At 73.5% G+C, this 23,493-nt stretch carries 21 protein-coding genes and 1 riboswitch; of the genes, 4 read left to right on the top strand and 17 right to left on the bottom strand.

The window, feature by feature from the left end:
* Positions 1-75 precede the first annotated feature (75 nt).
* Positions 76-858 carry a helix-turn-helix domain-containing protein gene (locus tag ABD901_RS22780; RefSeq protein ID WP_345129139.1) on the top strand — a complete coding sequence of 261 codons (783 nt, stop codon included), beginning with the start codon at positions 76-78 and terminating at the stop codon, positions 856-858.
* Here the strand turns inward: ABD901_RS22780 and ABD901_RS22775 are convergent.
* The 12 genes from ABD901_RS22775 to ABD901_RS22720 all read right to left on the bottom strand — a co-directional run bounded on the left by ABD901_RS22775 (position 855) and on the right by ABD901_RS22720 (position 15,667).
* Positions 855-1,583: a cobalt-precorrin-6A reductase gene (locus ABD901_RS22775; protein WP_345129138.1), complete on the bottom strand. Its 729-nt coding sequence runs from the start codon at positions 1,581-1,583 to the stop codon at positions 855-857. The genes ABD901_RS22780 and ABD901_RS22775 overlap by 4 nt on opposite strands.
* Before the next feature lie 15 nt (positions 1,584-1,598).
* Positions 1,599-3,728 (bottom strand): ricin-type beta-trefoil lectin domain protein, encoded by a 2,130-nt coding sequence (locus ABD901_RS22770; protein ID WP_380135692.1) that lies wholly within the window; start codon positions 3,726-3,728, stop codon positions 1,599-1,601.
* Positions 3,729-3,949: 221 nt separating this feature from the next.
* Complete coding sequence (locus ABD901_RS22765; protein WP_345129137.1) at positions 3,950-4,519, bottom strand: hypothetical protein; 570 nt, start codon at positions 4,517-4,519, stop codon at positions 3,950-3,952.
* Between the two features lie 316 nt (positions 4,520-4,835).
* The gene (locus ABD901_RS22760; RefSeq protein ID WP_345129136.1) at positions 4,836-6,032 is read right to left on the bottom strand and encodes an ROK family transcriptional regulator; all 1,197 of its coding nucleotides are present in this window, start codon (positions 6,030-6,032) and stop codon (positions 4,836-4,838) included.
* A 142-nt stretch (positions 6,033-6,174) separates the two neighbouring features.
* Positions 6,175-7,233 carry a hypothetical protein gene (locus ABD901_RS22755; RefSeq protein ID WP_345129135.1) on the bottom strand — a complete coding sequence of 353 codons (1,059 nt, stop codon included), beginning with the start codon at positions 7,231-7,233 and terminating at the stop codon, positions 6,175-6,177.
* Positions 7,234-7,327: 94 nt separating this feature from the next.
* The gene (cobM, locus tag ABD901_RS22750) at positions 7,328-8,074 is read right to left on the bottom strand and encodes a precorrin-4 C(11)-methyltransferase (protein WP_345129134.1); all 747 of its coding nucleotides are present in this window, start codon (positions 8,072-8,074) and stop codon (positions 7,328-7,330) included.
* Positions 8,071-9,618 (bottom strand): precorrin-6y C5,15-methyltransferase (decarboxylating) subunit CbiE, encoded by a 1,548-nt coding sequence (cbiE, locus tag ABD901_RS22745; RefSeq protein WP_345129133.1) that lies wholly within the window; start codon positions 9,616-9,618, stop codon positions 8,071-8,073. The genes cobM and cbiE overlap by 4 nt, the downstream gene beginning before the upstream one ends.
* Positions 9,609-10,946, bottom strand: coding sequence for a cobyrinic acid a,c-diamide synthase CobB (locus ABD901_RS22740; protein WP_345129132.1), 1,338 nt, complete (start codon positions 10,944-10,946; stop codon positions 9,609-9,611). The genes cbiE and ABD901_RS22740 overlap by 10 nt, the downstream gene beginning before the upstream one ends.
* Entirely contained in the window at positions 10,940-11,542 is a 603-nt protein-coding gene (gene cobO, locus ABD901_RS22735) for a cob(I)yrinic acid a,c-diamide adenosyltransferase (RefSeq protein ID WP_345129131.1), read from the bottom strand. Before cobO ends, ABD901_RS22740 begins: the two co-directional genes overlap by 7 nt.
* A gap of 1 nt (position 11,543) precedes the next feature.
* A complete protein-coding gene (locus ABD901_RS22730) occupies positions 11,544-13,604 on the bottom strand; it encodes a VWA domain-containing protein (protein WP_345129130.1) in 2,061 nt (686 codons plus the stop codon).
* Positions 13,605-13,663: 59 nt separating this feature from the next.
* A riboswitch (cobalamin riboswitch) is annotated at positions 13,664-13,789 on the bottom strand.
* 501 nt (positions 13,790-14,290) lie between these two features.
* Positions 14,291-14,914 (bottom strand): helix-turn-helix domain-containing protein, encoded by a 624-nt coding sequence (locus ABD901_RS22725; RefSeq protein WP_345129129.1) that lies wholly within the window; start codon positions 14,912-14,914, stop codon positions 14,291-14,293.
* A gap of 18 nt (positions 14,915-14,932) precedes the next feature.
* Positions 14,933-15,667, bottom strand: coding sequence for a copper resistance CopC family protein (locus ABD901_RS22720; RefSeq protein WP_345129128.1), 735 nt, complete (start codon positions 15,665-15,667; stop codon positions 14,933-14,935).
* An 84-nt stretch (positions 15,668-15,751) separates the two neighbouring features.
* On the opposite strand from ABD901_RS22720, the gene ABD901_RS22715 reads away from it, so the two are divergent.
* Entirely contained in the window at positions 15,752-16,216 is a 465-nt protein-coding gene (locus ABD901_RS22715; RefSeq protein WP_345129127.1) for a hypothetical protein, read from the top strand.
* Positions 16,217-17,482, top strand: a complete 1,266-nt coding sequence (locus ABD901_RS22710; RefSeq protein ID WP_345129126.1) for a hypothetical protein — start codon at positions 16,217-16,219, stop codon at positions 17,480-17,482. It abuts the gene before it with no gap.
* A gap of 205 nt (positions 17,483-17,687) precedes the next feature.
* Here ABD901_RS22710 and ABD901_RS22705 read toward each other — a convergent pair whose 3' ends face one another.
* From ABD901_RS22705 to ABD901_RS22685, 5 genes are all read right to left on the bottom strand, one after another.
* Positions 17,688-18,809, bottom strand: coding sequence for a hypothetical protein (locus ABD901_RS22705; protein WP_345129125.1), 1,122 nt, complete (start codon positions 18,807-18,809; stop codon positions 17,688-17,690).
* Between the two features lie 332 nt (positions 18,810-19,141).
* Complete coding sequence (locus ABD901_RS22700; RefSeq protein ID WP_345129124.1) at positions 19,142-19,654, bottom strand: hypothetical protein; 513 nt, start codon at positions 19,652-19,654, stop codon at positions 19,142-19,144.
* A gap of 121 nt (positions 19,655-19,775) precedes the next feature.
* A complete protein-coding gene (locus ABD901_RS22695; protein WP_345129123.1) occupies positions 19,776-20,540 on the bottom strand; it encodes a phosphodiesterase in 765 nt (254 codons plus the stop codon).
* A gap of 83 nt (positions 20,541-20,623) precedes the next feature.
* Positions 20,624-22,210: an MFS transporter gene (locus tag ABD901_RS22690; RefSeq protein WP_345129122.1), complete on the bottom strand. Its 1,587-nt coding sequence runs from the start codon at positions 22,208-22,210 to the stop codon at positions 20,624-20,626.
* Complete coding sequence (locus tag ABD901_RS22685) at positions 22,207-22,680, bottom strand: MarR family winged helix-turn-helix transcriptional regulator (RefSeq protein WP_345129121.1); 474 nt, start codon at positions 22,678-22,680, stop codon at positions 22,207-22,209. The genes ABD901_RS22690 and ABD901_RS22685 overlap by 4 nt, the downstream gene beginning before the upstream one ends.
* Positions 22,681-22,782: 102 nt before the next feature.
* On the opposite strand from ABD901_RS22685, the gene ABD901_RS22680 reads away from it, so the two are divergent.
* Entirely contained in the window at positions 22,783-23,370 is a 588-nt protein-coding gene (locus tag ABD901_RS22680) for a TetR/AcrR family transcriptional regulator (RefSeq protein WP_345129120.1), read from the top strand.
* Positions 23,371-23,493: the final 123 nt, after the last annotated feature.

Below are 23,493 nucleotides of genomic sequence, written 5' to 3'. Positions count from 1 at the left end.
TGCGCGGCGGGCGTGACACGCGGCAATTCCCTGCAGGGAATCGCGGGGTGACAGCGCAGCGGATAGACATGACGGGTGAGCACAGCGACGTTCGGCGGGGCGCTGCGGCAGTGGCGGACCCGGCGCCGGGTCAGCCAGCTGGAGCTGGCGGTGCGGGCCGGGACGACACAGCGGTACGTGAGCTTCCTCGAGAGCGGGCGCTCGGCGCCGGGGCGGTCGATGATCATCCGGCTGGCGGAGTCCCTGGCCGTGCCGATCCGGGAGCGCAACGAGCTGCTGCTGGCGGCGGGGTTCGCGCCGGCGTACGGGCAGGGGCGGCTCGACGCGCCCGAGCTGGGGCCGGTGCGGGCGGCGCTGGAGAACATCCTGCGCGGGCACCTGCCCTACCCGGCCGTGGTCGTCGACCGGCACGGCGACCTGGTCTCGGCCAACGCCGGGTTCTACGCCATCGCGAGGGGCATCGCGCCGCGGCTGCTCGCGCCGCCGGTGAGCGTGCCGCGGGTGCTGCTGGACCCCGAAGGGCTGGCGCCGCGGATCGTCAACCTCGACGAGTGGGCGTGGCACATCGTCGACCGGCTGCGGGAGGAGAGCGAGCGCAATCCCGACGAGCGGCTCCGGGCGCTCGCCGACGAGCTCGCCGCCCAGGCGCCGCCACGCAGAACGCCGGGGCCGCAGTATCTGGGCTTTGCGGTACCGCTGCGGCTGCGTCACGGCGACGGCGAGCTGCGGCTGATCACGACGCTGACCCACTTCGGCACCGCCGTCGACGTCGCGCTTGCCGAGCTGCGCCTGGAGGCGTTCCTGCCGGCCGACGAGCCGACCGCGGACGCGCTCACCGCGCTGGTGCACGAAGCCTAGACCGGCAGCGCGGCGACGACCTCGTCCACTGTGGACAGCACCGGCACGCCGGGCGTCGCCGGCGGGCGGTCGACGATCACCACGGGCAGGCGCAGGGCGCGCGCGGCGTCGAGCTTGGCCGAGGTCATCTCGCCGCCGCTGTCCTTGGTCACCAGCGCGCCGATGTCGTGTCGGCGCATGAGCTCCGTCTCGCCCGCGACGGTGAACGGGCCCCGGTCGAGGACGACTTCGAGGCGGGGCGGCACCGGGGGTACCGGCGGATCCACACAGCGAACGAGAAACCACTGCGCCGTCAGGTGCGCGAAATGGGCGAGGCCCTGGCGGCCGGTGGTGAGGAAGACGCGCTCGGCCAGGGCGGGCAGCAGGGCGGCGGCCGCCTCGAGCGACGGCACGTGGCGCCAGTCGTCGCCGGGCTGCAGCGCGAAGCCGGGGCGGCGCAGGACGAGCAGCGGGACGCCGGCGGTGGCGCACGCGGCCGCGGCGTTGGCCGACATCCGGGCGGCGAAGGGGTGCGTGGCGTCGACGACCGCGTCGACGCGCTCCGCGCGCAGGTAGGCGGCGAGGCCCTCGGGGCCGCCGAAGCCTCCGACGCGTACCTCCCCCGCCGGGAGCGTCGGGGCGGCGACGCGCCCGGCGAGGGAGGAGATCACGCGGTACGCCGGCAGCAGCACCGAGGCCAGCCGGCGCGCCTCCCCGGTGCCGCCCAGCAGGAGGACTGTCGGCACCGGGGAAGCCTACTGCTACGGGTAGCTGACCAGGTTCTCGACCTGGTGGCCGCTGTTCACCGCGGCCCCCGTGCTGTTGATGACGTGCGAGATCGTGCCGGTGCCGCCGAGCGAGACCGTCACCATGTCGTGGAACCGCACGTTCGCGGTCTGCGGGACCTCGAACGAGTGGCCCAGCACGACGCTCGGGTTGGTGCTGAAGTAGCAGTAGCTGCCCAGGCCCCACGCCTCGTGCGAGGTGACGTTCGCGGCCACCTTGTACGCCGCCCAGCCCTGCGCCCCGCCGCCGCTGCTCCAGCTGGAGTTGTTCGGCACGTCGTAGGGGATCTCGTTCTGGAAGAAGTATGTGCGGCCGCCGTTGCCGTTCCAGATGACCTGGTACTGCTGGTAGTGCTCGACGAACAGGCCGTAGAAGGTGACGTTGGCGCCGTTGACGACGAGCCCGTTGGCGGCGGTGTTGCTGGTCCAGCCCACGCCGCTGCCGTGGTCGGCCCGCCAGATCCACGCGTGGTCGCCGATCACGTTGTTGCTGTTGATGCGCAGGCTCACCGTGGCCTTGCCGACGCCGGCACCGCCGACGCGGAAGAACACGTCGTGCAGCGACGTCGGGTTGGCCGAGTGGTCGGCCGAGGAGCCGCTCGGGCCGACCTCCATGAGCACCGACGAGTTGGTGGTGCCGGCGTCGAAGAGGACGCCCGCGATCTTCACGCCGTCGACGTCGGCGACGGTCATCGCGGTCACGCCGTTGTCCGGCACGATCGTGGCGAGGCCGAGGCCCAGCACGACGGTGTTGGCGCGGGTGATGCGGATCGTGTCGTTGACGTGGTACACGCCGGGGGTGAAGAGCAGGTTCTGCCCGGCCGCGAGGGCCGCGTTGATCGAGGCGGCGGTGGCGCCGGCCTTGACGATGTAGAACTGGCTGATCGGCAGCGAGGAGCCGGCGGTGGTGCCGCTCTGCCAGCTGTTGCCGCTGGAGTTGGTCCGCAGCGCGGGCACGAACACCTGGTAGTTGCCGGCGCCGTCGATGTACAGGAACGGCTTCTCCCGCACGACCGGCGTCGTGCCGACCGTCGTGTCGGGCGGCGACGGGAAGGTGTTGCCGGGTGCGCCGGTGTCGCCGACGAACACCATGTTCCAGTTGGAACCGGACCAGCTGCCCATCGCGGAGTTGCGGGTGATGAACTGCTGCTGCGAGCCGGACCGGATCTGCCCGTCGATCTTGCTGTCGGAGATCCAGCCGCCGGAGGACCAGCCGCCGTCGTCGAGCTGCAGGTTGCCGCGCACGTGCATGCGGCGGTACGGCGCGGCCTGCGACACGGCCCAGCGGTCGGTGCCGCCGTTGGGGGTGACCGACAGGTTCTCGGCCGAGCGCCAGAAGTTCTGCGTCGCGTTGCCCTGGAACCAGTCCGCCTCGGCGTGCACGGCGCCGTTGATGGTGACCTGGTCCGGGGACAGGCCGAGGCCCGCGACCTGGGTGTAGAAGCCGACGTTGGCATCGACGTTGTACGTGCCCGGCCGGAACAGCAGGGCGTAGCGCTGCGAGCCGAACTGGTTGCTCTGCTGCGAGTTGAAGACCGAGTTCAGCTTGCTCTGGATGGTCGAGGCCGACATCGACGGGTCGAAGATCGACACGTTGGGGCCGAGGTCCGGGTTGCCGGTGTTCGGCGGGTTGCTCGTCGGCGGGTTGCTCGTCGGCGGCGTCGTGCCGCCCGGCAGCACCCACTGCTGGTTGGCGCTGGCGAAGCAGTCCCAGATCTGCAGCGGCGTGCCGTCTGCGGAGCTGGGGCCGGTCGCGTCGAGGCACTTGCCGAGCGCGCGCAGGGTGCCGTCGCTGTTGCGCGACCACTGCTGGGCGGCGGTGCCGTTGCAGTCGTAGATCTGGACCTTGGTGCCGTTGGCGCTGCTGGCCGCGGCGACGTCGAGGCACTTGCCGAGCGCGCGGATCGTGCCGTCGTCGCCGACGGTCCACTGCTGGGCGGCTGTGCCGTTGCACGTGTACAGCTGGACCTGGGTGCCGTTGGCGGAGCTCGCGCCGGCGACGTCGACGCACTTGCCGCCGTAGCCGGTGATCTGCCCGACGGTGGCTGCCGACGCGCTGTTCATGGCGAAGACTGCGGTGCCGGCGGCGGCCAGGACGGTCGCCACGATGGCGAGGCCGATCCTCAGGCGGGGCCGTCGCCTGGTTGGGCTGGAGGGGGTCACTGGCGGGTCCCTTCTGGGCGGGCGCCCGCGCGGACCCGGGTCGGGGTGGGTCCGGGGCGGGCCAATCTGTGAGGTTGCCTTACAGATCGTCGAGAGGCTATGCCCGCCCCGGTGCACGCGTCAATACAAGACTTAAATTAAGGTACTGGCCTGCGAATTTAAGGTTAGGCCAGGATCTGGCCGGCGCCGCCCGCCGTCTCGTTGACCGACTCCAGCCACGCCTTCATGTCGGTCTGCTTGAGCCCGGTGCCGCCCACGACGACGGTGCTGCCGACGATGAGCGTCGGGTACATCGACGCCTCGTCCTGCGCGTACGCCTTCGCCGCATTGGCCGCCTTGAACTCGACGTAGATCGCCTGCTGCACGCGGTGCGGCATCGCGTCGCCCTTCTTGGCGTAGCAGTCGAACTGCTTGAAGCTCGCCACCGCCGAGCGGTACTTGGCCTCGACGCCGGTCGAGTTGGCGTCCCACTGCCCGACCGGGCACTCGGGGTCCTTCGTGAACAGCTCGCCGGTCAGCTTGCCGACCGTGGTGAAGCTGAGCTGCCCGGCCTTGGCGGACCCGGACGGCTTGGCCTGCCCCGAGGCCGCGGCAGAGGCGGAGGCAGAGGCGGAGGCGGCGGGCGCGGCCGATTGGGCGGCGGCCGGAGCGTCGGACTTCTTCTCGTCACCGCACGCGGCGGTGAGCAGCAGGGTGGCACAGGCAACGGCGAACACGGGCAGCAGACGCTTCATCGGGATTCGTTTCCTTTATGTGGTACCGCGTGCAGAACGCGATCTCGGCGTTGGACGCTGAGAACGTATGCGCGCCCCGCCGCCGTTGAATCCCGGATGTATGCCACCCGACAACCGTCGTGTCCCACCTCACTTCCCGCGCCCGAACCGTTGTCGGATAAGGGACTTCGAGTGGTGCCCCCGGCCGTCCGCTTACCGGGAGCACCCGCTCGAGAGCCGGTCGGGCCGCTATCTGTTAAGTGCCCTTCCAGATAGAGGGCAGGCTATGCCGACATCTATCGCGCGTCAATAAAAGGCCCGAAAAAAGTCCCCGGGGTCAGGGACGGGAGGCGCGGCGCAGCAGCTCGGCCATGGGTAGGGTGGCCGCGCCGAAGGCCACCGCGTCCGGGCCGAGCTCGCACAGCTCGATCGTGACCTGGCCGAACGGGTGCTCGAGGGCCTGCTCCTGCGCCGCGGCGCGGATCTGCGGCAGCACGCGGGCGCCGAGGGCCAGGCCGGCCCAGCCGCCGAGGACCACGCGCTCGGGGTTGAACAGGTTGACCAGGTTGCCGATGCCGGCGCCGAGGATGCCCGCGGTCTCGGCCAGGGTCTCCGCGGCCGCGGGGGTGTCGGCGGCGACCAGCGCGGTCACGTCGGCGATCTCGCCGTCCGCGGCGGGGCGGGTGGGATCGATCGCGCGGTACCGCTCCAGGATGCCCTCGGCGCCCACGTAGGCCTCCAGGCAGCCGCGCGCGCCGCAGCGGCACTGGCGGCCGCCGTACACGACGGTGGTGTGGCCCCACTCGCCGGCGCTGCTGCTGGCGCCGCGGTAGACCGTGCCGTTGGTGATGACGGCCGCGCCGACGCCCGAGCCGACCAGGACGATGACGGCGTTGCCGGCGCCCCGCCCGGCGCCGAACCACATCTCGGCCTGGCCCTGGGTCTTGGCGCCGTTCTCGAAGAACAGCGGGGCGGTGATGCCGCGCTCGCGCAGCAGGTCGGTGAAGGAGACGCCGCGCCAGCCGAGCGTCGGGGCGTACACCAGCGGGGGGTCGGACTGCTCGACCGTGCCGGGCACGCCGATGCCGATGCCGAGCACGGTGTCGGGGTCGACGCCGGCGAGCACCTCGCGGATGCCGGCCTCGAGTTGGCCCGCGACGGCGGACGGGTCGGGGCGCGAGGACGGCAGCGGCTCGTCGACGGTGGCCAGGCGGCTCATCGACAGGTCGAAGAGCTCCACCTTGACGCCGGTCTCGCCGACGTCCGCACCGACGAGGCGGCCGAAGCCGGGGTTGACGCGCAGCAGGACGCGCGGGCGGCCGCCGTCGGACTCGATCTGGCCGGCCTCGATGATGATGCCCTCGTGCAGCAGCTCGGCGGTCACGCTGCTGGCCGTCGCGGCGCTCAGGCCGGTGATGCGGCTCAGGTCGTGCCGGCTCAGCGGGCCGCGGAAGAACAGCTCCGACAGCAGCGTCGAGCGGTTGCGCCGGCGCATGTCCCGAGTCGTCGCGCGCTCGGCCTCGATCCGCACCACCGCAGTCCCGTCCTCCCCCTTGATCCCTCGGTAGCGATCGTGTCACGCGGACGAATGCCCGTCGACACCGAGGGGTCATCGTCGCCGTCCGCATCGACACCGAGCCGGCCTACCGCCGCTTTTCGTGTCGACACACCGAGGGTCACCGTCGCCGCGCGCGGCGGGCGAGCCCGGCCACCAGGCCGATCGCCACCACGACGAATGCACCCGCCAGCAGGGCGACGCGGGCCCGGCGGTCGGTGACGGCGCCCGCCGGGACCGGGGAGGCCGGGGCGGGCGCACTGGTGGCCGGCGGGTGGGTCGGCGCCGGCCTTTCGATGTGGTACCGCAGGATGCTCACCGGCCCGGACTGATCCGACACCGTCAGAAAGCCCGTCCCGTCGGGCGTGTAGGCGATGGCCTCGCCCTGCGGCTCGCCCGGCAGCGGGGTCACCCGCGGCGTGCCGCCGGTGATCGCGGCGGCCACGTCGCCGCCGGTGACGTCGAACTCGTAGGCGTCGGAGTACGTACGCAGGACCGCGTGCGTGCCGTCGGGCGAGACGGCGCCGCCGGTGATGAGGGCGTTGCCGATGAAGCCGAGCGGGTTGTCGGTGCCGCTGTGCGTGGGCGCGAAGTGCCCGACCAGCGTGAGCGGCGCGCCCTCGGCGTTGTCGGTCGGCAGCGGGGTGTCCAGGCGGTACACCTCGCCGCCGGGGTCCTTCGTGACGATGATCGGGCGGCCGGCGCCGTCGATGAGCAGCGCCTCGGCGTCGCGCGGCACGCCGTCGGGATACCGCAGCCGATGGATCTTCATGCTCTTCGCACCGGGGGCCAGGGTCCACAGCGCGATGGTGTCGCGGCGCTTGCCGGAGCCGCCGCTGAGCGGGCTGTTGTCGCCGATGTCGGCGACCCACACGACGCCGCGGCGGTCCACCGCCAGGTCCTCCGGGTCGCGCGCGGTCGTCGGGTAGCCCACGCTGCGCGTCAGCGAGCAGTCGGCGCCGAGGTAGAACACGCGAATCCGGCGCGGCTCCGGGTTGGAGTCGTTCTCCACGACATAGCCGCCGCCGGGCAGCGCCGCCAGCCCGGACGCCTCAACAACGGCCGGGTCGGTGATGCGGCAGAGCTCCTGGGCGTCGCCGGCGCGGGCGAAGGCCGGCGCGGCGGGCGCGGCGGCGAGGCCGACGGCGACGAGCACCGCCACGACCGCCGCCCACCGCATGGCCCCAGTCTGGCAGAACCGCGCCCACTCATCCGGCCCGGGTGACCTTGCGTCGCCCGGACGACTGCACACAGTGACCGAACTGCGGATCGCCCTAGGCCGGGCGGAGCCGCGTCGTGGAGTACAGGTGGCTGTCCGGGAACTCCTCGGCGGTGAGCACGGCGCCGACGACGATGATCGCGGTGCGCTTGATGCCGGCGTCGTGGACCTGCTCGGCGATGCCGGCGAGGGTGCCGCGCAGGACGATCTCGTCGGCCCGGCTGGCGTAGGCCACGACGGCGGCCGGGCAGTCCGCGCCGTACCACTCGGCGAGCTCGGCGGCGAGCTCGCCGATGCGCTGCACGGCCAGATGCAGCACGAGCGTGGCCCGGCTGGCCGCGAGCGTCGCCAGCTCCTCGCCCGGCGGCATCGGCGTCGCGCGCGCCGCGGTCCGGGTCAGGATGACGGTCTGCGCCACGCCGGGCACGGTGAGCTCCCGCCCGAGCGAGGCGGCCGCCGCCGCGAAGGCGGGCACGCCGGGCACGATCTCGTACGGCACCCCGGCCGCGTCGAGCCGGCGCAGCTGCTCGGCCATGGCGCTGAACACCGACGGGTCCCCGGAGTGCAGCCGCGCGACGTCGAGCCCGTGGGAGTGCGCGTCGAGCAGCTCGGCGAGGATCTGGTCGAGGTCGAGGTTGGCGGTGTCGACGAGCCTGGCACCCGGCGGGCAGTACCGTAGCAGCTCCGTAGGCACGAGGCTGCCCGCGTAGAGGCAGACCGGCGCCGCCGCGATGCGGTCGCGCCCGCGCACGGTGATGAGGTCCGCGGCGCCCGGCCCGGCCCCGATGAAGTACACGGTCACTTGCGCACCACCCATTGCGTGACGGGCAGCATGGGCCGCCACCCGAGGAAGCCGCCGACGGGCTCGGCCCGGTTGACGGACAGGCGGGTCAGCTCCCCGCCGTGTGTCGCGTGCAGCTCGGCGACGAGCCGCTCCGACTCGACGGTGACGGCGTTGACGACGAGCCGCCCGCCGGGCCGCAGCGCCGCCCAGCACCGCTCGAACACCCCGGGCGCGGTGAACCCGCCGCCGACGAACACGGCGTCGGGCGCCTCGAGCCCGTCGAGGGCCGCGGGCGCCGCACCGACCACAATGGACAGACCCGGCACTCCGAGCCGCCGCGCGTTGCTCTCGATACGCCCGGCCCGGACGGGGTCGCGCTCGATCGCCACGGCCCGGCAGGCCCGGTGCGCCCGCATCCACTCGATGCCGATGCTGCCGGAGCCGCCACCTACGTCCCAGAGCAGCTCCCCCGGCCGCGGCCCGAGCGCGGCGAGGGTGACGGCGCGGATCTCGCGCTTGGTGAGCTGGCCGTCGCTGTGGTACTGCGAGTCCTCCAGCCCCGGCACGACGGAGACCCCGCCGTCGCCGCGGCACTGGATCGCCACAATGTTGAGCGCCCGCGCGGCGGCCGGGTCGTGGTGCACGCGCTCGTCGGCGCCCCCGAGCGACTCGAGGATCGTCACCTCGCTGCCGGCGAACCCGCCGTCCTCGAGGATGCGCCACACCTCCTGCGGCGTGCCGGCCCCACTGGAGAGCACGAGCACCCGCCGCCCGTCGTGCAGGTGCCGGCGCAGCCCGTCGACGGACCGCCCGACCGCGCTGACGACCTCGACGTCCTCGAGCGCCCATCCGAGCCGGGCGCACGCAAGGGCCATTGAGGACGGGTGCGGTACCGCGCGGACGTGCCCGGCGCCGAGCAGCCGCGCGAGGGTGCCCCCGATCCCGTAGTGCATGGGGTCGCCGCTGGCCAGCACGCAGACCCGCCGCCCGAACTGCTCGGCCAGCAGCCGCGGCAGGGCCGGCACGAGCGGCGACGGCCAGGCGATGCGCTCGGCGCCCGAAGGCGGGACGAGGTCGAGCTGGCGAGGACCGCCGAAGAGCACGTCGGCGCCGTCGACGGCGTCGCGGCCCGCGGCGGACAGGCCGGCGTACCCGTCGGCGCCGATGCCCACGACGGTGACCTCGGGTGCGGGCGCCGCGACGGCGACGGTGGCGCCGGGCGAGGACCGCTTGCCGACGACCAGGACCGCGGCGCCGTTGCCGGCCCGCCGCGCGGCCAGGAGTGCGGCCGCCTCTGCGACGGAGGGGGTGCCGACGGCCGAGGCGACGCGGGCCGAGGGCGACGGGACCGGCACGCCGGCGAGCTCCTCGGCCGAGTAGCCGACCACGGACCATCCGCGCTCCGCCGCGACCACGGTCGCCAGCTCCAGGCGCGGGTCCACCGTGGACACGGACACCACGCCGTCGAGCGAGGGCAGCGACTCCGCCAGCAGGGCGAAGACCTCCGGCGCCGAGATGCCGGTGCGGGCGCCGATGCCGACGAACAGGCGGGTCAGGCGCATGCGGCGACCAGGCGGTACGCGAGCGCGGGCGAGCCGGCCCAGTGCAGGTGCAGGTAGGAGGCGTGGACGTTGGCGGTGGCGAAGCCGTCCCGGGTGTCCGCCGGCGAGCGCCACGCCCACGCCGGTGACGCGCCGGCCGCCGGGGTGACGCGGGTGCGGTGGAACTCGTGGCCGGTGACGCGCGTGCCGGCCGGGGCGAGGACGCTGTCGGCGACGGCCACGGCGTCGCGGTAGCCCAGGGTCAGGCTCGGGGTCATCGCCGCGTCCGCGGGCAGGACGCCGCACATTGGGCGCCCGTCGAGGCTCCGGCACAGCCACAGCAGGCCGGCGCACTCGGCGGCGATCGCGCCGCCGGAGGCCGCCAGGGCCGCCACGGCGTCGCGGAGCGGGACGTTGGCGGCGAGCTGTTCGGCGTACACCTCGGGGAAACCGCCACCGACGACCAGCGCGCGCGTGCCGGGCGGCAGTGCCTCGTCGCGGAGCGGATCCACAGTGGACACCCGGGCGCCCGCGGCGACGAGCAGCTCCACCGTCTCGGCGTAGCCGAAGGAGAACGCGGGGCCGCCGGCCACGGCGACGACCGGCTCGCCGGGCGCCGGCTCGGCGATCGCGGGCGACCAGGCCGTGGTCGACAGCGGAGGCGCGGAGGCGGCCACGGCGCGTACCGCATCCAGGTCCACGCTCGCCGCGATGAGCTCGGCCAGGGCGTCGACCGACGCGGCGGCCTCGGCGGAACGCTCGACGACCGGGACGAGGCCGAGGTGGCGCGACGGGGCGGCGACGGCGTCGTGGCGGCGCAGGACGCCCAGGACCGGCGTGCCGACCTCGGCGCAGGCGTCGCGCAGGATCTGCTCGTGGCGGTCGGATCCGACGCGGTTGAGGATGACGCCGGCGATGCGCACGCCGGGGCCGAAGGAGCGGAAGCCGTGCACGAGCGCGGCGACCGAGCGGGCCTGCGCGGTGGCGTCGACGACCAGGAGCACGGGCGCGTCGAGCAGGCGGGCGACGTGCGCGGTGGAGCCGTGCTCGCCGGCGCCGGTGCGCCCGTCGTAGAGGCCCATGACGCCCTCGATGACGGCCAGGCCGGCGCCGGCCGCGCCGTGCGCGAACAGCGGTGCGATGAGGTCCTCGCCGACGAGCACCGGGTCGAGGTTGCGCCCCGGGCGGCCGGCGGCCAGCGCGTGGTAGCCGGGGTCGATGTAGTCGGGGCCGACCTTGAACGGGGCGACCCGCTCGCCGCGGGCGGCGAACGCGGCGAGCAGCCCGGTCGCGACGGTGGTCTTGCCGTGGCCGGAAGCGGGCGCCGCGATGACGATCCGTGCTACCACTCGATGCCCTGCTGGCCTTTTCGCCCGGCGTCCATCGGGTGCTTGATCTTCGTCATGTCGGTGACGAGGTCGGCGATGTCGACCAGGTCGGGGTGCGCGTCGCGGCCGGTGACGACGACGTGCTGGTTGCCGGGGCGCTCGCGCAGCGTCTCGACGACGTCGGCGATGTCGACCCAGCCCCACTTGATCGGGTACGTGAACTCGTCGAGCACGTAGAACCGGTACGCCTCGGCGGCCAGGTCACGCTTGATCTGCGCCCAGCCCTCGGCGGCCTCCGCGGCGTGGTCGCGCTCGGTGCCGGGGCGCTGGATCCACGACCAGCCCTCGCCCATCTTGTGCCACACGACCGAGCCGCCCTGGCCGGTCTCGCCGAGGGCGCGCAGGGCCGTCTCCTCGCCGACCTTCCACTTCGGGCTCTTCACGAACTGGAACACCGCGATGGGCCAGCCGGCGCTCCACGCGCGCAGGGCCATGCCGAACGCGGCGGTGGACTTGCCCTTGCCCTGTCCGGTGTGGACCGCGAGCACGTGCTGGCGGCGGCGCTGGCGGGTGGTGAGCCCGTCGTCGGGCACGTTCTCGACTTTTCCCTGCGGCAACTCAGGCTCCCAGGCTCGTCAGCGGTATGCAGGACGCCTCGAGCGCTGCGGCGAGGCGGCGCGCGAGGCCGAGGCGGATCGGGCCGGACTCGCAGTCGACGACGACGGCGGGCACCCCGGCCAGCAGCGGCACGACGCTCAGCGGGTCGGGCCCGCTGGTCGAGCGGCCGTCGGTGACGACGACGAGCAGCGGCCGGCGGCGGGCGTCGCGCCGGCGCTCGCCGTGCAGCGTGCGCGCGGCCTGGCGCAGCCCGGCGGCCAGCGGCGTGCGGCCCCCGGTGCGCAGCTCCGCGAGGCGCAGCACGCCGACCTCGTGGCTCGCGGTCGGCTCGAGGACGAGCGCGGCGTCGTGCCCCCGGAAGGAGATCATGCCGACCTTGTCCCGCCGCTGGTACGCATCCCGCAGCAGCGACAGGATCGCCGTCTTCACCACGTTCATCCGCTGTCGCGCGGCCATCGAGCCGGAGGCGTCCACGACGAAGAGGACCAGGTTGGCCTCGCGGCCGACCTTGACCGCCTCGCGCACGTCGCGGGCCTCGGCGCGGCTGGATCCGCGCAGCGCCGCGGCCCGCACCGTGTCCGGGACGTGGAGGCTGGTGAGCTTGCCGCCGAGCGGCGCGCGGGAGCGCACGATCCGCCCGTGCCGCGAGACGGCGGGCGAGCGCCGCCCGGCGTGCGCGCCCGCCTGCCGGTTGGCGCGCCCGGCGATGGTGAGCAGTCTCGGCTTGTACGGCAGCCCGGCGAACGCCAGCTCCTGGGTCGCGCCCGACAGGCCGCTGTTGAGGCTCTCATCGCCGGATAAATCCGATTCGCTGCCCGAATCGGACTTATCATTTCTTGGAGGACTCTGGTCTGATTTGTCCCGACTCGGGCCGCGGGAGGCATCGCCGCCGCCGTCCGACCCGGCGGGGTCGGGGCCGCCGTCGGGGCCGGCGGAGTCGGGGCCGCCGTCGGGGCCGTCGGCAGGAGCGTCGGACCCGCCGTCGGGGGCGGTGTCCGGGGGCGGCGAGGAGTCGTCGGGGCCCGGCGGGTCGTCGTCGGAGTCGGGGCCGGCCTCCTGCTCGAGCACCTCCTCCAGGCGGTCGCGGTCCGCGCCCGGCGGGTCGAGCGGGTCGCGGCGCCGGCGGTGCGGCAGCGCGAGCCGCGCCGCGTCCCGCACGTCGTCCTTCGTCACCACGGTCCGGCCGTGCCACGCCGCCAGCGCGACCGCCGTGCGGGCCACGACGATGTCGGCGCGGAGGCCGTCCACGCGGTACGCCAGGCAGATCCGCGCGATCCGGTCCAGCTCACGGTCCGGCAGCGCGACCCCGCCGAGGCGTGACCGGGCGCCCGCGATGCGCGCAGCCAGCCCCGCATCGGCCTCGACGTAGCGCGCGGCGAACGCCACCGGGTCGGCCTCGTAGGCCAGGCGGCGGCGCACGACCTCGGCCCGCGGCGGGGCCTCCCGCGGCGCGGTGACGCCGACGACGAGGCCGAAGCGGTCGACGAGCTGCGGGCGGGGCTCGCCCTCCTCCGGGTTCATCGTGCCGACGAGCAGGAACCGGGCGGCGTGCTTGACCGACACGCCGTCGCGCTCCACGTGCGCGCGGCCCATGGCGGCGGCGTCGAGCAGCAGGTCGACGAGGTGGTCGGGCAGCAGGTTGACCTCGTCGACGTAGAGCACGCCCCGGTGCGCCGCGGCCAGCAGGCCCGGCTCGTAGGCCTTCACCCCGTCGCCGAGTGCGCGCTGCAGGTCCAGGGTCCCGACGACCCGGTCCTCGGTGGCGCCGACGGGCAGCTCGACGAGGGCGGAGCGGCGCCGGTCGACGCCGGCCCCGGGCGTGTGCGGCCCGTCGGGGCACTCGGCGTCGGGCGCAGCCGGGTCGCAGGCGAAGCGGCAGCCGGAGACGACGTCGACCTCGGGCAGCAGCGCGGCAAGCGCCCGCACGACGGTGGACTTGGCGGTGCCCTTCTCGCCGCGCACGAGCACGCCGCCGATAGCGGGCGACACGGCCGTGAGCAGCAGGGCCAGGCGCAGGTCGGGCAGGCCGACGACGGCCGAGAACGGATACGGCGGCGTCACGCGTACACATCCCTTCGGCGGGTCCGCGCCCGCGAGGTGGCTGGAGCATGGGCGGCCGGAGTCTCCTGACTCCCGGATCGCCGCCGCCCTCGACCTTCCGGCCGGGAGCCCGGCCGTGGTCGTGCGTTGAGGGACGACTCCCCGGTCACAGTGGCGGGACCGTCCCGGATTCGCACCGGGTTCCTCCGCATACCGCTTCCGGCCATCGTGTCCCACCGGCACCAGGGCCGTCAACGTGACGCGGTGTGACCCACACGATCGTCCTCCCCGTGCCAATGGGCCGGGGCATGCGGCGCCGGTTGGACGCGGCGCCGCCGGCCGCGCTCTGCGCGCCACTCGCGGCCGTCGCCCTCGTCGCCGCCACGCCCCCGCGGCCCCTCGCGCTTCAGACGGCGGTGGCCCCGACGAGCCGCGGTATTATGTCTCCACGATCACGCGAAAAGCGGCCGGACAAATGGGACATCGCCATGATCGTGGAGACAAAACGCCGGTCGACCTCGACGTGCTCGTGCCACACCGGGCCGCCGCATTTACACCGTCTGGCGGCGCGCACGCCGCCGCGCAGACGCGCGCATGCGGGCGGCCGGAGGTGACGGTTCGCCGGATTTATCTCCTGCCGGGGTATAAATCCGACAAGTCGTGGCGCGGAGCGCCCGACTTGTCGCGATCGCAACGAGGCTGAGCGGTCAGCGGTCTGCGTCCGGATCGTCGAGGCCGGCCATCGCCAGCAGGTCGCCGCGGTGCAGCTCCAAGGCGTCGGCGACCTCCTCCACCAGGATCCGGTGCGGGGTCCAGCGGCCGGCGCGCAGGCCGTTGATCGTCGCCGCCGCCCGCGCCGTCCGGCGCGCCATGTCCTGCACCGTGAGCCCCCGCCGGGCCATCAGCCGGGCGAGCACGGCCCCGAACGGATGCGGCTCCGGCTCGCTCGCCGGCGCCACCGCCGGCTCGAGCACCACGTCGCCGACCTTCGCCGAGAATCGCAGGAGCCGGTCGCCCTCGAATCGAATGCGCGCCGAGAGCCCCAGCTCGGACCCGTTCGGGCCGGACACGGTCCCCGGCACCGACACCTCGGTCGAGGCCGACTCGTGCCGCGACTCGTCGGCGGCGATCTCGTGCGGATGGGCCGGCCCGGCCCGCACGACCCGCCAGGCCGGGTTCCACCACGGCAGCGCGCGCAGTTGCTCGTCGATGAAGTCGCGCAGCAGCGTCAGGTCGAACGACTTCGGCGCCGGCGGCCGGCCGACCAGCCGTGGCCAGTGGGTCAGCGTCGACAGCAGCTGCGGGCTCAGCGTGCGTCCGGCCGTCTCCATCGACGCAGCGTAGCCGCGTCAGGCGCGGCGGCGCTTGCGTGCCGGGACCGCCGGTGAGCGGCGGGCCGCGGCGAGCACCATGGCGCCGACCGCCACCACGATCAGGGCCGGGATCAGCCAGTCGGTCAGCACGAACGGGGTCGACGGGGCGGGCGGCTGCGCCTGCTGCGGCGCGGGGGCGTTGCCGACGTCGGAGAACAGGCCGGGGGCCGCCGAAGCCGTCGGGGTGGCGCCGTGGCCGGCGAGGGCCTGCGTGAGGGCGTCCGAAGGACCGGCGGTCGGGGGCGTCCAGCCGGCCGGCGCCGGGGTGGCCGGGCCCGAGTACGTGAACTTCAGCGTGCCCTTGACGGCCTCGCCGTCGGAGGCGACGGACTGGTAGGCCACCGTGTACGCGCCCTGCTCCGGCCAGTGCGAGACGACGACGACGGCCGGGTAGCCGGTGTTGTACACGCGCGGCTCGAACTTGCCGTCGACCAGGAAGTACTCGGTGACCGGCTTGTCCAGGCGCTTCGGCTGGCCGCCGCGCCACGACGACTCGACGCGCCGGCCCGACGGGGTCGTCACCGTGAACCAGGCGTAGGACGCCGGCGTCTCGGTGAAGTACAGCGTCAGCTCCGCCATCGGCTGGCTGACGGTGCTGTCGGCGACCGGGTCGGACATGGCAAGCTGGCCGTGCGCCGCGGCGGGCGACGCCGGCAGCAGCAGGGCGGCGACGACGAGGAGGACCGCCCCCGCTCGGACCGGCAATCGCATCGACACATGATGCCGGGTTCCGCAGTGCGCTTCAAGCCGCTAAATTCACATCCCTAACGAACCCGCCGCCCCGGGAGACCCCTCGTGCCGAACGCCCGACCGACCGCCCGCGCCGGCCTCGCGCTCGCCGTGCTGCTCGCCTTCGCCGCCGCCTGCGGCGACGACCCCGCCCCGCCCGCTTCGCCGGCCACCGCCGCCGCGCCCGCCTCCACGGCGCCGGCGATCGCCACCTCCGTCATCACGTCGCCCACGGCGCAAGCCGACGCGTCGCCCACGGCGAAGGCGGTGAACAAAGAGGTCTCGTACACGATCGTGAAGCGCCGCGCGAACCCGCCGACCGGGCGCGTCGAGGTCGCCAAGGGCGACGTCGTGCGCATCACCGTCACCAGCGACGAGGCCGACGAGCTGCACGTGCACGGCTACGACCTGGAGCTGCCGCTCGCCGCCGGCACGCCGGGCTCGCTCACGCTGACGGCCGACAAGACCGGGCTGTTCGAGGTCGAGACGCACAAGTCGCACCTGGTGCTCTTCCAGCTCGTGGTGCGCTGAGTGTCCGGGCCCATCGTGCTCGCCCACGGCGTGGGCGGGCGGCAGGACCTGCCGCTGACCCCGGCCCAGCTGGCCATCGGGGCTGCGCTGGCGCTCGTCGTGTCGTTCGTCGTGCTGGGCGTGGCGTGGCGGGAGCCGCGCCTCGACCCCGACGCCGGGCGCCCGGCACCCGGCTGGCTCGCCCGGTCGGCCTCGGCCCTCGCCTGGCCGCTGCACATCGCCGGCGTTGCGCTCCTGGTGGTACTGCTGGTGCAGTTCTTCCGCGCCGACGACGAGGACAATCCGGCCGCCGGGCTGGTGTACGTCCTGTTCTGGGTCGGGCTCGTCCCGCTGTCGCTGCTGTTCGGCTCGGGCGCCTGGCGCACGCTCAACCCGCTGCGCACGATCGTGCGGCTGGTCCGCCGCGACGGCGGCCGCGCGCTGCCGGAGGGGCTGGGCTACTGGCCGGCCGCCGCCGGGCTGTTCGCGTTCGCGTGGCTGGAGCTCGTCGCGCCCGACCGCGCCACGCTGCCGGTGCTGGGCGCGTGGCTGGCCGTCTACGCCGCCGCCATGCTCGCCGGCGGCCTCGTCTACGGCACCGCGTGGTTCGACCGCGGCGACGCCTTCGAGACGCTCGGCGACCTCGTCGGCCGGCTCTCGTTCGTCGGCCGCCGCTCCGACGGCACGCTCGTCTGGCGCAACCCCCTCGACGGCATCGCCGGGCTGCGCCCCGCCCCCGGGCTCGTCGCCGTCGTGGTGGTGCTGCTCGGCTCGACGTTCTTCGACGCCCTGTCCGGCGCGCCGTTCTGGCTGCGCTTCGTGCAGGAGAACGGGCTGCCCGCGCCGCTGACCGCCACGCTCGGGCTGCTCGCCGTCATCGGCGCGGTCGCCGGGGCGTACCAGGCGGCCACCCGCGCCGCCGGGCGCCGGGGCCGCGCGTCGGCCGAGCGCACGCCCGGCGAGCTCGCCCACTCGATCGTGCCGATCGCGGTCGGCTACGTGGTGGCGCACTACTGGTCGCTGTTCGTCCTGGAGGGCCAGCGCACGGTCGCGCTGCTGTTCGGCGATGAGGACTTCGACGCGTACAGCGGCGTCATCACCCCGACCGGCGTGGCCAACCTGCAGGTGACGGTGATCGTGCTCGGCCACCTCGTCGGCACCGTCCTCGCCCACGATCGTGCCCTGCGGCTGTTCCCGCGCGCCCGGGCCGTCACCGGCCAGATCCCGCTGCTGGGCCTGATGGTGGTGTACACCGTCGCCGGGTTGTTCCTGCTCTTTGCGGGCTGAACACGAGAAGACCGGCGGCACGAGGGAGGAGTGCCGCCGGTCTGGCTCATATATGTAAATCGAGACCGAGTTCTCGAGGTAAGTGGTGCGAGGATCTGCTTTCGACCCCTTCAAGTGGTGCTGAAGAAAGCATCGCGGACCGGACTTGGCGGGCACTTGGCGCTCACTTGCGCCAATGTGTCGCCCGCACGACACCGGAAAAAAGTCAGCGCACCGCGGACTCGAGAGCGAGGCGTTCCGCAGCGGCGGCGCGCACCTCGGGCGTCTCGATCGGGTCGTCGCGCAGGTACTCCACGCGCCGCTCGAGCTTCTCGTCGAGCAGGACGTGCCGCACCGCGAGCGCGCGCACGTCGGCCTCGCAGTCCCACAGGCCCTCGGTGAGCGCTCCGGCGCACGCGGCCGGCTCCAGGGTGAGGCGGGCGCGCAGGTAGGTGGCCCGCTCGAACGAGTGCGGGCTGAACCACAGCGACCGGATCCGCGGCAGCGCCCGCTGCGCGGCGTCGCCGCCGACGCGGGCCAGGCCGTCGACGATCCGGTCGTAGCCGCACATGTCGTCGGGGCGGCGGTCGAGCCACTCGAGGCCGGCCAGCAGGGCGGGTCCGTCGGACTCGTCGCCGTGCTCGGCCAGGACGCACAGGCTCTGCCAGTAGGCGCCGGAGCCGGGGTCGGCGGCCACGCGCCGGGCGGCCGGCAGCGCCTCGAGGGCGGGCCCGGCCAGGCATTCGTAGGCGGCCTCACGCAGGTCGTCGGCCTCTTCAAGCAGCTCGCCGAGGCCGCGGACCTCCTCCGGGCCGGCGGCGAGGGCGGCGCGGATGCGCTCGTCGCGCTCGGCCCAGCCGCTCCACGGCGTGCCCGGCGGCAGGTGCGCGGGGCGCTCGCCGCTGGCGAGGCGGTCGGCGGCGACCGGTAGCAGGTCGTCCCACCAGTTCGCGGGCCACCCGGCGGCGACGGCGGTGAGCGCTTCGCGCCAGTAGGGGCCGATGTGGACGTACCGGCGCAGACTCTCGATGATCCCGTCGGACCCGGCGCGCCCGAGTGCCTCCGCGACCCGCAGGACGTGCGAGAACTCGCCGGTCTCGTCGGTGGCGGTGTAGAGCCGCGCGAGGATCGGCCCGGTGGGCAGCTGCAGGTCGCGCACGAGCCGGGCCAGGTAGACGCCCCGGTCGTCGAGGGGCAGCCAGCGGTGGTCGCGGCGGATGCAGGCGTACACGAGCTCCGGCGCGGCCGGGTCCTGTCTGGCCCGCACGGCGCCCCGGCCGAGGCCGCGTTGCAGCGCGCCGGCCCGGGTGCGGGTCGGCAGGTAGTGCCAGTCGTCGTCGAGGCTCAAGCCGTCGCCTCCGCTTCGCTCCGGCGCCGGCCCGAGCCAAACCTGTGCCTGTTGTTCGCGGCCACTCCGCTTCGCTCCGTACCGCTCATGCCGTCACCTCCGCAACGCTGCGGCGCCGACCCGAGCCAAAACTGTGCCTGTTGATCGTGACCACTCCGCTTCGCTCCGTACCGCTCATGCCGATGGAGTGTGCGGTGTTTCCGGGCGGCGCGCCGCCGAATTCCGGTCCGGAAAATGCTTGACATTTGACGCAGACACACTACGGCGCCGGTCAGCGGCCTGGCCGCCGGCCGGCGCCGTGAGCGCAATCTCACCGCCCCGAGAGGAGATGATCACGCGCTGGCGTCGTTGATGTCGTTGTCGCTGTTGAGGCCCGAGCCGAGAAAGTTCTCGAAGCGGGAGGTGATGCTCTCCAGGCCGTGGAACACCGTGGCCGCGCCGAAGCCGCCCGACTCGTCGCCGCCACCCTCGCCGAAGCCGGCCTCGCCGAAGCCCGAGCCCGCCGCCGCGCCGAGGCCCGCCGAGTCGCCCTCGAGCGAGTAGCCGTCGGCCGCACCGAGACCGGCGCTGCCGCCGCTCTCCTGGCCGTAGGCCATGAAGGTGTGGTCTTCCTCGATCTCGGTGTGCTCGTAGTGCGTGTACTCGGTGATCTCGTAGTGGTTGCCGGCCGCATCGGTGTACTCGATGTGCTTGAGGTTCTCGAACTCTTCGTGTTCGTAGCTCTGGTGGTCCTGCTCGAGGATGCCGTACTGCGCCTGGTGGTCCTGCTCGGCGCCGTAGCCCTCGTGGGCCTCCGAAAGACCGGCGTGCTCCTGCCCGGTCTCGATCTCGCCGTACTCGCTCATGGGGGTGTTCCTCTCGGGTGCATGTCATCGGGGGGTGTTGCGCGGTGTTGCATTCAAGGTACGGCGGGCGGCAAAACACCAAATCCCGGAAACGTGCCACGCGCACATCGGCAGATCGGCCTCAATATGCACCCAACGGGGCCGCCGTGTGGCTGGTGTGCACCAGGTGGGTCACGCATTCGCCGCCCTCGAGCCGGTGCAGCAGGAACCCGGCCGGCTCGGCGACGAAACTGACCGGCCGGTCCTCGCGCATGCCGAGGTCGACCTGGCGGTAGGTGCTCGGCGCGACGCTGAGCACGGTGCCGGCGAACCCGGCGGTGACGACCCGGTGCAGATGGCCGGCGAGCACGCGGGCCACGTGCGGATGGCGGCGCACGACCTCGGCGAGCCCCGGCCCGTCGACGAGCCGGATGGCGTCCATGCCGGGGATGCCGACCCGCATCGGCGGGTGGTGCAGGCAGACGAACGCCCGTGCGTCGGTGCGGGTGGTGAGGGTCTCGTCGAGCCAGGCGAGCTGCTCCTCGCCGAGCAGGCCGGCGTCGCCGAGCTCGGGGCGCAGGGAGTCGAGCACGACGACGGTGAAATCGGGGTACTGCGCCGCGTAGTGCGTCTCGGCGAGCCCGAACGCCTGCTGCAGCGCCTCCTTGGTGTCATGGTTGCCGGCGACGAGGTGGATCGGCAGCGGGAAGCGCCCGATCAGCTCCCGCAGTACGTCGTACTCCCCTGGCCGGCCGCGGTCGACGAGGTCCCCGGTGAGCACGACGCAGTCGGGCGCCGGCTCGAGCGCGAGCACGCGCGCGAGCGCCCGGTGCAGCCCGGCGGCCGGCTCCGCCGCGAGCGCGCCGGTGGTGATGTGCGGGTCGCTGAGGTGCGCGATGAGCGGCATGCCGTCATTCTGCGCCGGACAGGCATGCGCTCGGGTCCGGCTCAAGGGGGAGTGAGCCGGACCCGAGCGGGTCAAATTTGCGCCTAGCGGGCCGCGCCGACCTTCTTGTCGGCGGGGCCGGCGGTCTCGGCCCCCTTCGCGGCCGACAGGTCCAGCGTGCTGCGCAGCATCGCCGGGCGCATGAACAGCGCCGCGATCACGCCCACCACCGCGATGCCGGCGGAGATGAGGAAGATGTGGCCGGTGGCGTCGCCGTAGGCGGCCCGGACGATGTGCTGCATCGCCTCGGGCAGCGCGCTCAGGTTGAGGTTGCTGGTCTTGGCGCCGCCGGCCGGGACCTGGATGCCCTGCGCCGCGAGCGCGTCGTTGATGTTGCTCGTGACCCGGCGGGCGAGCACGGCGCCGAGGACCGACACGCCGATCGTGCCGCCGAGCGAGCGGAAGAACGCCACCGTCGAGCTGGCCGCGCCGATGTCCTTGAGCTGCACGGTGTTCTGCACGGCGAGGACCAGGTTCTGCATGGACATGCCCACGCCGACGCCGACCAGCAGCATGCCGCCGCCGACGTACACCAGGGACGTCTCGTGGTCGATGGTCGACAGGGCGGCGAAGCCCGCGACGAGGATGATCGTGCCGGCCACGATGTAGGGCTTGATCCGCCCGCTGCTGGTGATGAGCCGGCCGACGACGATCGAGGAGACCAGCACGCCGGCCATCAGCGGGATGGTGAGCAGGCCGGCCTCGGTGGGCGTGTAGCCGCGGCCGATCTGGAAGTACTGGCCGAGGAAGACCGCGCCGCCGAACATCGCCATGCCGACCGCGAGGCTCGCCAGGATCGACAGGGCCGTGGTGCGCTGGCGCACGATCTGCAGCGGCACGACCGGCTCGGCGGCGCGAGCCTCGACCCACACGGCGAGCGCGAGCAGCACCAGGCCGGCGCCGACCATGACCGCGGTCTGCCAGGACGCCCACGCGAACGAGCCGTCGACGAAGGACACCCAGATCAGCAGCGTGCTGACGCCGGCGGCGATGAGGGTCGCGCCCAGGTAGTCGATCTTGACGTTGTCGCGGCGGACGGTGGCCAGGTGCAGGGTCTTCTGCAGCACGATCAGGGCGATCACGGCGACGGGCACGCCGACGAAGAAGCACCAGCGCCAGCCCAGCCACGAGGTGTCCACGATGACGCCGCCGAGCAGCGGGCCGCCGACCGTGGCCACGGCCATGACGCCGCCGAGGTAGCCGTTGTAGCGGCCGCGCTCGCGGGGCGGGATCATCGCGGCGATGACGACCTGGACGAGTGCCTGCAGGCCGCCCACGCCGATGCCCTGGAACGCGCGGGCGGCGATGAGCTCGCTCGTGTTCTGTGCGAGGCCGCTGATGATCGAGCCCACGACGTAGATCACGATCGAGACCTGGACGAGGACCTTCTTGCTGTACAGGTCGGCGAGCTTGCCCCAGATCGGGGTCGTCGCGGTCGCGGCGAGCAGGGTGGCGGTGACGACCCAGGTGTACTGCGTCTGGGTGCCGTTGAGCGCGCCGATGATCTTCGGCAGCGCGGTCGAGACGATCGTGGAGCTCACCATCGCCACGAAGAGCGCCAGCAGCAGGCCGCTGAGCGCCTCCAGGACCTGCCGATGGGTCATCGGCTCCTCGGTTTGCGTCTGACTCATCGGGTTGCCTCCAGGGCGGTGCGGTCGGTCGTCGCGTACTGGGCGGCGACCAGAGATTGAACGAAGCGGCGCAGCAGCGCGCCGAGCAGCTCGACGTCCTCGCGGGTCCAGTCGCGCAGGGCGTCGGCGAGCAGGGTGGCGTAAAGCTCGTTGGCGCGGCGCATGGCGTCGCGGCCCTCGTCGGTGAGCTCGAGGAAGCTGGCCCGCCCGTCGTGAGGGTCGGCGACCCGGCGTACCAGCCCGTCCTGGACGAAGGCGCTCACCGCCCGGCTGGTCGTGGACTGGTCCAGCGCGCAGGCGGCGGCGAGCTCCTTGAGGTGGCAGCCGCCGGCGAGCCGGTCGATGGCGCCGAGCATGGCGGCCACCCCGGGCGCGATGGTCGGGTGCTCGTGCTGGTGCTGCTGCTTCACCAGGCGCACGACCTTCATGAGCTCGCGCACCTCGACGAGCAGCGCGTCGACGTGGTCCACCGGATCCCTCCCAGTAGTGCCTGAATACTTGCCTGATACAAGCATTCAAAAAACTTGCCCAATGAGCAAGTTTTCCCGGTGAGAAGTAGGTAACATCGAGGCGTGAAGGCCGGCCTGCGGGAACGCAAGAAGATGGCGACCCGGCAGGCCTTGCACGAGGCCGCCGTGGCGCTGTCGATCGAGCACGGCCTGGAAAAGGTCACCGTGGAGGCGATCGCCGACGCGGCCGAGGTGTCGCGCCGGACGTTCTCGAACTACTTCGCGAGCAAGGAAGAGGCGCTGCTGTACGGCGACGAGCTGCGCATGCGCCTGCTCGTCGACGCGGTGCAGCAGCGCCCGCCCGCGGAGCCGCCGTGGGCCGCGCTGACGGGCGCGGCGATGGACGTCCAGCACGACCTGGGCGCGCGCGACCCCGGCTGGGTCGCCCAGGTGCGGCTCGTGCGCCGGCACCCGGCGCTGGCCGCGCAGCAGGTCTCGACGTACGCCTCGCTGGAGGACGAGCTCACCGCGGCGATCGCCTCGCGCGCGGCCGACTCACCGGCGTGCGCCGTGCGCGCCCGCCTGATGACCGCCGCGTTCCTGGTCGCGATGCGGGTGGCGGTGCAGGAGTGGCTGGACCGCCCGTCCGGCACCCCCCTGGCGGACGTGATGCGCGAGTGCCTGGCGCAGATGGGCTCCGCGTTCCGCTAGGGCATGTCTCCTGGATCTTGGTGGGATGATCCATACCATCCGGATTGTTACCCGCACGCCATGACTGCCCGATTCGAACTCACGGACGCCGAGTGGGACCTGCTGCGCCCGTTGCTGCCCGCT

It is taken from the genome of Dactylosporangium darangshiense (genome assembly GCF_039537565.1).
Classification (GTDB): Bacteria; Actinomycetota; Actinomycetes; order Mycobacteriales; family Micromonosporaceae; genus Dactylosporangium; species Dactylosporangium darangshiense.
This window is presented reverse-complemented; position numbering and strand designations above follow the sequence as displayed.

Bases quoted from the DNA above. Each gene is read 5' to 3' on its own strand.
- ABD901_RS22725 (WP_345129129.1), bottom strand. From the start codon at position 14,914: ATGGAGACGGCCGGACGCACGCTGAGCCCGCAGCTGCTGTCGACGCTG.
- ABD901_RS22755 (WP_345129135.1), bottom strand. From the start codon at position 7,233: ATGCGGTGGGCGGCGGTCGTGGCGGTGCTCGTCGCCGTCGGCCTCGCC.
- ABD901_RS22695 (WP_345129123.1), bottom strand. From the start codon at position 20,540: ATGCCGCTCATCGCGCACCTCAGCGACCCGCACATCACCACCGGCGCG.
- ABD901_RS22720 (WP_345129128.1), bottom strand. From the start codon at position 15,667: ATGCGATTGCCGGTCCGAGCGGGGGCGGTCCTCCTCGTCGTCGCCGCC.
- ABD901_RS22765 (WP_345129137.1), bottom strand. From the start codon at position 4,519: ATGAAGCGTCTGCTGCCCGTGTTCGCCGTTGCCTGTGCCACCCTGCTG.
- ABD901_RS22690 (WP_345129122.1), bottom strand. From the start codon at position 22,210: ATGAGTCAGACGCAAACCGAGGAGCCGATGACCCATCGGCAGGTCCTG.
- cbiE (WP_345129133.1), bottom strand. From the start codon at position 9,618: ATGCGCCTGACCCGCCTGTTCGTCGGCATCGGCGCCCGCACCGGCATC.
- ABD901_RS22700 (WP_345129124.1), bottom strand. From the start codon at position 19,654: ATGAGCGAGTACGGCGAGATCGAGACCGGGCAGGAGCACGCCGGTCTT.